We start from the raw sequence: 9,707 nt of genomic DNA on the forward strand, positions 1-9,707 counted from the left end.
CATTTGGGGACGAATGGAGGCGGTTATGCGGGAGCTAACTCTGCGCATCCTTTTGAGAATCCAAGTCCTTGGACGAACGTGCTGGAAATTTTGGCAATGTGGGTAATGCCGGCTTCGTTGCCGTATACCTTTGGACTGTTTGCCCGTAATCGTAAGCAGGGCTGGATTATTTTTAGCTCCATGATGGTATTGTTTCTTATTTTTCTATCTATTACGTACGTGTCTGAAAAGACAGGTAACCCGTTAATCCAGACACTGGGTGTGGATGCTTCTCAAGGAAGCATGGAAGGGAAAGAGGTTCGTTTCGGCATTGGACAATCGGCTTTATTCACTGCGGTCACAACAGCGGCAACGACAGGTTCGGTCAATAATATGCATGATACACTAACCCCACTGGGTGGCATGGCTGCTTTGGGAGAAATGATGCTAAACGTCATTTTTGGCGGCAAGGGTGTCGGGCTGATGAATATGCTGATGTATGCGATTCTGGGTGTGTTTATATGCGGACTGATGGTCGGGAGAACTCCGGAATTTATGGGAAGGAAAATTGAAGGCAAGGAAATGAAGCTGATCGCGATTGCCATTTTGGTACATCCGTTCCTCATTCTCGCCCCAACTGCGCTTGCGTTTATGAGTCATTGGGGATACGACGCGGTCACTAACCCTGGCTATCACGGGTTGACTCAGGTGCTCTATGAATATGCGTCATCTGCTGCAAATAACGGTTCGGGATTTGAAGGTCTTTCGGATAACAACGTATTCTGGAACATGACAACAGGGATGGTTATGTTCTTCGGACGATATGTATCTATGATTGCATTGTTGGCTGTGGCGGCTTCATTGAATGCCAAAGCACCGACTCCGGTGACGACGGGGACACTGCGTACGGACAACAAGTTATTTGGAGCCATTCTGATCGGGGTCGTGCTGCTGATTGGTGCGTTGACCTTTTTACCCGTCATCGTATTGGGACCTGTTGCTGAATTTTTGACCATGTGAAGAAGAAAATGAGAATGGATGAACGGGGTGTTTGATCATGAAGGAACAACGCAAACACATGCTGGACAGAAGCATCTTGAAGCATGCGATCAAGGATAGCTTTATAAAATTAAATCCGATGATTATGATGAAGAATCCTGTCATGTTCGTCGTGGAGATCGGTACATTGGTCGTGCTGCTAATGTTACTGCTTCCCGGTTATTTTGGAACTGGCAAGGAAATGGGCTTTAACCTGGCCGTGTTTGTTATTCTGTTGTTTACGTTGCTTTTTGCTAATTTTGCCGAAGCGCTCGCGGAGGGGCGGGGTAAGGCACAAGCTGCCTCTTTAAAAAAATCCAAGCAGGATACGCAAGCTAACAAGCTCATCGGAAATGACATTCAGGTGGTTAGCTCAACCGAATTGCGTAAGGGAGACGTGGTTATTGTCTCCCAGGGCGAAATGATCCCAAGCGATGGTGAGGTCATTGAAGGTCTGGCTTCGGTGGATGAATCTGCAATTACGGGCGAATCGGCTCCGGTCATCAAGGAATCGGGTGGTGATTTTTGCTCGGTAACCGGCGGGACGCGAGTGGTCAGTGACCGGATTAAGGTGCGGATTACGACAGAGCCGGGCGAGACATTTATTGATAAAATGATTTCGCTCGTGGAAGGCGCACAGCGGCAAAAAACGCCGAATGAGATTGCACTGAACACTTTGCTTATTAGCTTAACGATTATTTTTCTAATTGTAGTGGTTACGCTAGCGCCGATTGCCCGTCATTTTAACATTGATTTGCCTGTTCCTGTGCTGATTTCGTTGCTAGTCTGTCTGATTCCAACCACGATTGGAGGACTGCTGTCAGCCATCGGGATTGCCGGTATGGACCGGGTCACCCAGTTTAACGTGCTGGCCATGTCAGGCAAGGCGGTAGAAGCTTCTGGGGATATCAACACGATGATTTTGGATAAAACAGGTACAATCACCTTTGGGAACCGAATGGCGAGTGAATTCGTGCCTGTAGAGGGCGTGGAGAAGGCAAAGTTAGTGAAGTGGGCAGCGATTAGCTCTATGAAGGATGAGACGCCAGAGGGTCGCTCGGTTCTCGAATTGATGCGCAAACAGGAGCATACGCTGGATGCATCCTTGGCAGCAGGTGGAACCTTTATCGAATTCAAGGCGGAGACCCGGATGAGTGGTCTGGATCTGGCCGATGGACGAAAGGTACGCAAAGGCGCGGTGGATTCTGTTCGGCAATGGATCGTCTCGCAAAACGGCAGTGTTCCAGCCGATCTGGAGGAAAAAGCGAATCAGGTAGCCTCTGAAGGAGGTACACCGCTGGCAGTCGCGCTGGATGATCAGATATACGGCATTATTTATCTGAAGGATACAGTGAAGCCAGGCATGAAGGAACGGTTTGATCAGCTCCGGGAAATGGGTATCCGTACGATCATGTGCACCGGAGATAATCCACTGACAGCAGCTACAATTGCACGAGAAGCGGGTGTGGACGACTTTGTAGCTGAGAGCAAGCCGGAGGACAAAATAGCGGTTATCCGACGTGAGCAGGAACAGGGTAAGCTGGTTGCTATGACCGGAGACGGCACCAATGATGCACCTGCGCTGGCGCAAGCGGATGTCGGTCTTGCCATGAATAGCGGCACAGTCGCGGCCAAAGAAGCGGCTAATATGGTGGACTTAGATTCCGATCCGTCCAAAATTATTGAGGTGGTCGCGATCGGCAAGCAGCTGCTTATGACGCGCGGAGCATTGACAACGTTCAGCATTGCAAACGATGTTGCCAAATATTTTGCCATCATCCCGGCGATGTTCATGCTGGCCATTCCACAAATGGGCGCTTTGAACGTCATGGGGCTTGGCTCCCCGCTGTCCGCTATTTTGTCGGCGCTGATCTTTAACGCGGTTATTATTCCGCTTCTGATTCCGCTGGCCATGAAGGGCGTGAAGTATAAGCCGATGAGCTCGGATCGCCTGCTGGGACGGAATTTGCTGATTTACGGTCTGGGCGGTATGGTCGTACCGTTTGTTGGCATTAAGGCCATTGATTTGTTGGTGCATTTGTGGATTTAGCGCAGAAAGGGTGAACGACATGAGTGGTTTTTATCGGATGATGTCTGGACGCAGATTTGCTGCGCACGAAAAAGCCGAATCTGGCGGGCAAGGTCATAACAAACGTACAGGGACCGGGACAGTGTCGGAAGGACAACCGGAGAGACAAGAGATGCGAGGAAGTACAGTTATTGGAGTGGCTTTACGAACTTCAGTGCTGATGATACTCTTGTGCGGTTTGGCATATCCGCTAGTCAGTACAGGAGTAGCACAGGTTCTGTTTCCACAGCAAGCAAACGGCAGTATACTTCGTGACGCGGAGGGGCGGGTGGTCGGCTCCGAACTGATTGGGCAGTCCTTTGCCGATTCGGCGTTTTTTCAAGGTCGGGTATCGAGCGTTGATTACAATGGGGCTGGTTCAGGCTCAAGTAACTACGCGCCGTCGAATCCAGCCTTGATACAGCGAGTCAAGGACTCTATTGCGGATTGGCAGAAGCATAACCCGGATGTACCCGTCAGTCAGGTTCCGGTGGACCTGATTACGAACTCCGGCTCCGGTCTGGACCCGCACATCTCGCCACAGGCGGCACGGGTGCAAATTCCGCGCATTAGTGGCTTGACGGGTATCCCGCAGGATCGACTGAGAGCACTGGTGCAGGAGCAGACAGAAGGCCGCAGCGCAGGGGTGTTCGGCGAGCCACGTGTGAACGTGCTCAAGCTGAATCTCGCGCTTAAGGCGCAAATGAAGGTAGAGCCTGCCAAGCGTTGAGAATATAATAAATTGATTTGTCTGATAATTAAGTTAAAATAGTACTCATATATGATCAAGGAGGCGGTCCAAATGGTAACGATGAATAAGCGGACAGACTATAGAAGGACAGCGCCTACTCGTCCATAAACTGCGTGGTTTCTTCTTGATGAGGGTAACCAATAATATGCAAGATTATAAATTTTTTAAAATGAATGATTTTTCAGATCATCAGATTGCTCGAATACGAATGTTGGAACAACTATGCAAGAATTTCGACGGATCAAGTTTAAGAGTGGGCATAGAAAGCCTTAAAGAAAACGGTGGAGATAAAGCGATCCTTTGCCAATTGGGCAACCAGTTGATTGGCTATCTCAGTTGGTATACATCAGATGAAATCGAAGCTAATATTAACGCTATGGTTCATCCTAATTATCGGCGCCAGGGTGTATTCCGCTCCTTAATGTACAATGCTGCAGCTGAGATACAATTACAAGGCATCAAAGCATGTCGCATCAGAATCCCGTCCAATTCAATACCTGGAATAGATTGTGTGAAGCACTTGGGGGCCAACTTTAGTACGTCTGAATTCTCCATGAATTTAAATCGGTTCCAATCTGATAGGTTACATCAATCCGGCTTAGTTTTGCGGCTAGAAGAAGATCGGGATTTTGATTTTATGGTTGAATGTTCATCGCAAGCTTTTGGTGACTCCGAGTCTTGGACAAAGAACTATTTTAAGCATACGAGAGAACCAGAACGTGTAACTTACCTCGCTGTAGATAGACTGACACCGGTCGGAATGATTCGAGTCAATCATGTTCATATGGATACAGCTGTTATTCATGATTTCTGTGTACATCCATTATACCAAGGCAAAGGGTATGGCCGTGAAATTCTTGCTTGTTTGGTGAAAATTTTGCTTGCCAAGCAGTACACTAAGATTCGACTAGGAGTAGTTACGCAAAATGAGCGTGCCTTGAACCTCTATCGGTCAATAGGGTTTGAGATTTCTGCCGAGTCTCATTATTATGTGAGTGCTATACAAAATTTAATTTATACAGGACAAATAAAATAGGATGAACAAAAAAAGGTATCTCGCTGCCATTGGGGCAAGTGAGATACCTTTTTAATATATTCATATTTGGCTACCGATTAACCTGAAATCGTTTGGATGATGAGCACTACATTCAAGATGATAATGACAGCGGTCACGATCCAGGTTAATACTTTTTGCCACATTTTATTTGCGAATTCACCCATAATTTTTTTGTCGCTGGTAAAGAGAAGTAATGGAATGATAGCAAAGGGAAGCTGGATGGACAGGATGACCTGGCTCAGCACAAGCAGTTCCTCCGCACCTTTTTCCCCTGCGATGGCAGTGACGATGACCGCTGGAATGATCGCGATGAGGCGGGTCACCAGACGACGCAACCAAGGTGAAAGACGAAGATTGAGAAAGCCCTCCATCACGATTTGTCCAGCTAAAGTGCCTGTAACGGTTGAATTTTGACCTGAGGCGAGTAACGCCACCCCAAATAGTATACTCGCCAGTGTGGTTCCCAGTAGTGGCGAAAGCAGATAATAGGCATCACTAATTTCGGCTACATCTGTTCTTCCTGCCGTATGGAATACAGCAGCTGCCACGATCAAGATGGCGGCATTAATAAATAAAGCGAACATCAGCGCTATACTGGAATCCCAAGTTGCAAATGTAATAGCTTCCCGTTTACCTGCTGAAGTCTGCTCAAATTTGCGAGTTTGTACAATAGAAGAATGCAGATACAGGTTATGCGGCATTACCGTAGCGCCCATAATACCGATGGCAATATACAGCATGCTTGGATTCGTCAAAATTTGCGAGTCTGGTACAAAGCCGCCCAATACGCCGCCCCATTCCGGTTGTGCCAAAAGGAGATTAATGCCAAAACAGCCGGCAATCGTCGCCATCAGCACAATGACGAGTGTTTCCAATGCCCGAAAACCTTTGTTTTGCAGCAGTAAAATGAGCATAACATCAAATGCTGTAATGATAACTCCGTATAGTAACGGTAGACCGAACAGCAACTTCAGCGCAATGGCTGAACCGATGACCTCGGCCAAATCCATGGCTGCAATGGCAATTTCGCACAATAGCCATAAGCCGATCGCGACAGGACGATTATAGGCATCACGGCACATTTGAGCCAAATCTTTACCTGTGGCAATGCCAAGCTTGCCAGATAAGGCTTGCAGCAGGATGGCCATCAGGTTGGAGATTAGAATGACACTAAGCAGCGTGTAGCCGAATTTCGATCCGCCGGCGATGTCTGTGGCCCAGTTGCCGGGGTCCATATAGCCGACTGCGACCATATAGCCGGGTCCAGCAAAGGCAAGAAACTTCCGAAACCAGGTCCCGTCTTTCGGGACGCTCAAGGAACGATTCACTTCCGACAGTGAAGCGATTTCCGCGAAGTTGCCCTTTGTATTTTTCATACGCTTCACCTTCTTTATTGATGTTGAAATATATTATTAGTGACATAACGATTGTGTTATCCCTATTGTACACCCACAATAGTTTTTGTCTAGTGCAACTTTTGTGTGGTCAAGCAAGTTAATCGTATTTTTGAAGCAATATAGCCATCGTATAAAGCTGAACAATAGAAAAACCAAGCTATATCACTCTGAGGGGAGCAGCTTGGTCGTTTTGGATTTTTTTTGAATTACATCTTTTAAATATTGCGGGAGAGCCGTGCAGCCAGTTCCTCAATTTCTTCCGAGGATAGTCCTAGGGAGAACATTTCTGGCTTTTCCTCCAAATCGGGGATGGAGCTCCTTCGGGAGGACCGTCTTTAACATACAAAGGTTGTCCATCTTCCGGGTAAACGCCGTTCCATATTTTATCAATTTCCTTGTAGTCATTCGGACTGAAACGATAAATAGCCCAGTGCAATCCTTTTTCTTCGAATTTACGCGTTTCAGGTGGGATTAAACGGTAAATAAATCAGTTAACTTCCATGTTTTAAATGATTCATTTTGTGTAGTTCGTTTAAAGTACATACGAGAAGGAAATCATGTATTAACATGACGATAGATTCCTGCGGAATGCAAATAATATAGAGAAGGAGAGATGAAATCATGGAAGCATTATACACAGCATCAGCAACGGTACATGGTGGAAGAGACGGTTCAGTCGCTTCATCTGATGGGGTTTTGAAGCATAAGCTCAGTACGCCGAAGGAACTGGGTGGCGCAGGTGGAGAAGCTACGAATCCGGAGCAATTGTTTGCGGCAGGTTATGGCGCCTGCTATGAGAGCGCATTGGCTAACGTGGCCCGAAAGGCTAAGGTGAAGGTGGATAATGTTGAGGTCACCAGCCACGTATCTATCGGCAAGGACCCAAGCGATGGCGGCTTCCAGCTGGCGGTACGTCTGGATGTGAAAATACCTGGTATTGAACGCGCCCAGGCCGAAGATTTGGCACGCCAAGCACATGATTTTTGTCCATACTCCAAAGCAACACGCGGTAACATTGATGTCGAGCTCAATGTCATTTGACTGCATTTCTATAACTTTTACACTCTGGCCGCCGATTTATTGGCGGCTTTTGCACATAGATCTTGATTAGCTGAGATTCGCGACCATTTGACATCATCGCCAAAATTCATTAAGATGGCTTAGGTGATTCTGGTCATCAGGTACGAAACAAATTTGAAAAATACGGGTGATATGATGTCTTACAGACCGAATATTGTTAATTTCACGCTGGCTGGCAGCAACGAAAAAGAAGGGCTTTATGAGTTTAAAATGAGTTTGGCCGATGGAACGGAGTGCCGCGTTTTTTCTCAACGTAATCCGGAGTGGACCTTGACGAATATTAGTCGACTGCTAACGACGCCTTGCCCGGTATGCCATAAGGATTTTATCTGCAAGTGTATGGATAAGTTCCATGAGGAGTTTTTAGAGCAAATTAATACGAAACAGCTGTTTGAGAAAGCATTGAGCTAGTTTTTCGAACAGGTAAAGACTATACATTTCTAAACAAGCGTCGGATACTTTCGGCGTTTTTTTGTTTATATTCATATGGTTGCGTTGCTGGTATTCATGCCGTTGATTTCTCTGGAGGTGAAATGCATTTATGAACCAGTCTGATCATGCCCATTCAGATCATTCCATTGTGTTGGTGGATGGGGTATGCCACTTTTGTCAGGGAGCGGCCCGCTTTATTATCAAGCGTGACCCTAAGGGAACATTTCATTTTGGTTCCCTGCAATCTGAGGCAGGACAAGAACTATTACGTGCAGGAGGACTATCTACAGATCAGTTGGATACGTTCGTGCTGATTGAAGACGGTACGTATTATACAAGGTCAACCGCAGCTTTGCGAATTGCCAAACGTCTTCGTTTTCCATATCCGCTGGCCTATGTGTTCATCCTGGTTCCCCGCTTTGTGCGCAATGCAGTCTATAACTGGGTGGCGCGTAACCGATATCGTTGGTTTGGCAAGGATGAAGAGGATCAATGTCAGATCCCCCCACCAGAAATTAGACAACGATTTTTTTAGAGGTTGTTCAAAAAGTCGTCTTTCCATAACGAAGCTAATCAAGAAGCGGATTCGACGTCGAATCTTGAATTCAGCCGGGCCTTCCGTTGCTCACGTAGATCTGTCTACGCTCCGCTACTCAGTCCCTAGCTTCATCCAACCTTCTCGGTCCTGAAAAGCCGACTTTTTGAACACGCACTTTTAGTTGCTTTTTTAAGTTTCTTTTTTGGAGCGATGTCTACGAATTAGTAAGATCACAGCGATCACGATCAGTATCAGGCTCGTAACAGCTACATACACGATATGTCGTACATTGGGTACGTTAACAGACAATTTTAGCTCGTTAGATTCCAAAGGAGCAATGTCCCAATATAGTGTTTTTCCGTCTTCCGACACACGGTCCGCATTATTGGTAGCAGGTTGGATGGGTAAGGATAGGCTGAAGTTAAGATCCAGCTGCCGCTCCAGTAATTTGCGCGCAAACACATTCATTTGCTCAAATTTGTCACTCAGTCCTTGAGCTTCTTTAGGAAGCATCCGTGGTAGATCGAGCTTCATGGTAAGATCAATATTCGTTGTGAAAAAATGTTGACTCACAGCACGCGTTATTTCTAATCCCTCAGGTAGATTTAATCCCTGACTGGGATTTTTTTTGTTTGTGCTCCAATCTCCTTGATAATGTCCCTTGATTTGATATCCCTTTCTTCCCTGTTCAGCTAGCGGCTGTACATCTACATTGTTGCTTTGAATACGCTTGACTAATCGATCTAGCAGCCCGGGATTGTCCAACATCATCAGTGTCTGGTTGTTTACACTGAACGTTGCATCCATATCTACACTTTGATCGAGATGAACATCTACATGGATGTCACCTCGAGCACAGGAAGTTAGGGCAAGCAGACAGCACACCAGCATAAAAATGAGCAGTATTTTTCGTATCCGAACTTGCCGACGTTTGTTCCGATAAGGGCTGTATCCTGTTGGCTCCATGACCTGCACCTCTTTATATGTATTCTTTGGTTTAATGACTGGATATCTTCTATATATTACACATTGGGAGAACGAAAATCGAACGGTATAACGAAATACATAAGAATTATATTTTATAAAATGTTTCCCTAGGTAAAAACTTTAGTGTATACTCTAAAATATAGTATTGATAAAAAATAATTGAATCAAGGAAATAGTTTGTCCCAAAACGAATATTCAAAGGAGGATTTTAAAACATGAACAAGCAGTTTAAGAAGGCTTTGCCGCGATGGGTAACGACGGTTGGAGTGTTGTCTCTAGCTCTAGTTCTAGCGACTGCATGTACCGATGCTAAGAAGAAGGAGCAGGGAACTGCGAGAGAGGCGGGACAAAAAATAAAGGCTACGGCTACCATCGGTATG

General features: G+C 46.2%; 9 protein-coding genes. 7 read left to right on the top strand and 2 right to left on the bottom strand.

Features of this window, described 5'->3' with window-relative positions; genetic code table 11:
* The 4 genes from kdpA to GRP75_RS13895 form a co-directional block, all read left to right on the top strand.
* On the top strand, positions 1-999 hold a 999-nt coding region (kdpA, locus tag GRP75_RS13880; RefSeq protein WP_160789585.1), incomplete at its 5' end, for a potassium-transporting ATPase subunit KdpA.
* 37 nt (positions 1,000-1,036) lie between these two features.
* Positions 1,037-3,067 carry a potassium-transporting ATPase subunit KdpB gene (gene kdpB / locus GRP75_RS13885; RefSeq protein ID WP_069080983.1) on the top strand — a complete coding sequence of 677 codons (2,031 nt, stop codon included), beginning with the start codon at positions 1,037-1,039 and terminating at the stop codon, positions 3,065-3,067.
* A 19-nt stretch (positions 3,068-3,086) separates the two neighbouring features.
* Positions 3,087-3,815: a potassium-transporting ATPase subunit KdpC gene (gene kdpC, locus GRP75_RS13890; RefSeq protein ID WP_160789586.1), complete on the top strand. Its 729-nt coding sequence runs from the start codon at positions 3,087-3,089 to the stop codon at positions 3,813-3,815.
* A 166-nt stretch (positions 3,816-3,981) separates the two neighbouring features.
* Positions 3,982-4,872, top strand: a complete 891-nt coding sequence (locus GRP75_RS13895) for a GNAT family N-acetyltransferase (RefSeq protein WP_069080981.1) — start codon at positions 3,982-3,984, stop codon at positions 4,870-4,872.
* 77 nt (positions 4,873-4,949) lie between these two features.
* Here the strand turns inward: GRP75_RS13895 and GRP75_RS13900 are convergent, their stop codons facing one another.
* Positions 4,950-6,269 (bottom strand): Nramp family divalent metal transporter, encoded by a 1,320-nt coding sequence (locus GRP75_RS13900; RefSeq protein WP_069080980.1) that lies wholly within the window; start codon positions 6,267-6,269, stop codon positions 4,950-4,952.
* A gap of 642 nt (positions 6,270-6,911) precedes the next feature.
* Between GRP75_RS13900 and GRP75_RS13905 the strand changes: the two genes are divergently transcribed.
* From GRP75_RS13905 to GRP75_RS13915, 3 genes are all read left to right on the top strand, one after another.
* On the top strand, positions 6,912-7,331 hold the full coding sequence (locus tag GRP75_RS13905) for an organic hydroperoxide resistance protein (RefSeq protein ID WP_013309264.1): 420 nt from the start codon (positions 6,912-6,914) through the stop codon (positions 7,329-7,331).
* A 123-nt stretch (positions 7,332-7,454) separates the two neighbouring features.
* Complete coding sequence (locus GRP75_RS13910) at positions 7,455-7,781, top strand: hypothetical protein (protein ID WP_025722703.1); 327 nt, start codon at positions 7,455-7,457, stop codon at positions 7,779-7,781.
* A 130-nt stretch (positions 7,782-7,911) separates the two neighbouring features.
* On the top strand, positions 7,912-8,337 hold the full coding sequence (locus GRP75_RS13915) for a thiol-disulfide oxidoreductase DCC family protein (protein WP_023987611.1): 426 nt from the start codon (positions 7,912-7,914) through the stop codon (positions 8,335-8,337).
* Positions 8,338-8,529: 192 nt separating this feature from the next.
* Here GRP75_RS13915 and GRP75_RS13920 read toward each other — a convergent pair whose 3' ends face one another.
* Entirely contained in the window at positions 8,530-9,306 is a 777-nt protein-coding gene (locus GRP75_RS13920; RefSeq protein WP_160789587.1) for a DUF3153 domain-containing protein, read from the bottom strand.
* Positions 9,307-9,707 lie beyond the last annotated feature (401 nt).

The sequence above is a fragment of the Paenibacillus sp. OT2-17 genome (assembly GCF_009827695.1).
In the GTDB taxonomy this organism is placed as follows: domain Bacteria; phylum Bacillota; class Bacilli; order Paenibacillales; family Paenibacillaceae; genus Paenibacillus; species Paenibacillus polymyxa_B.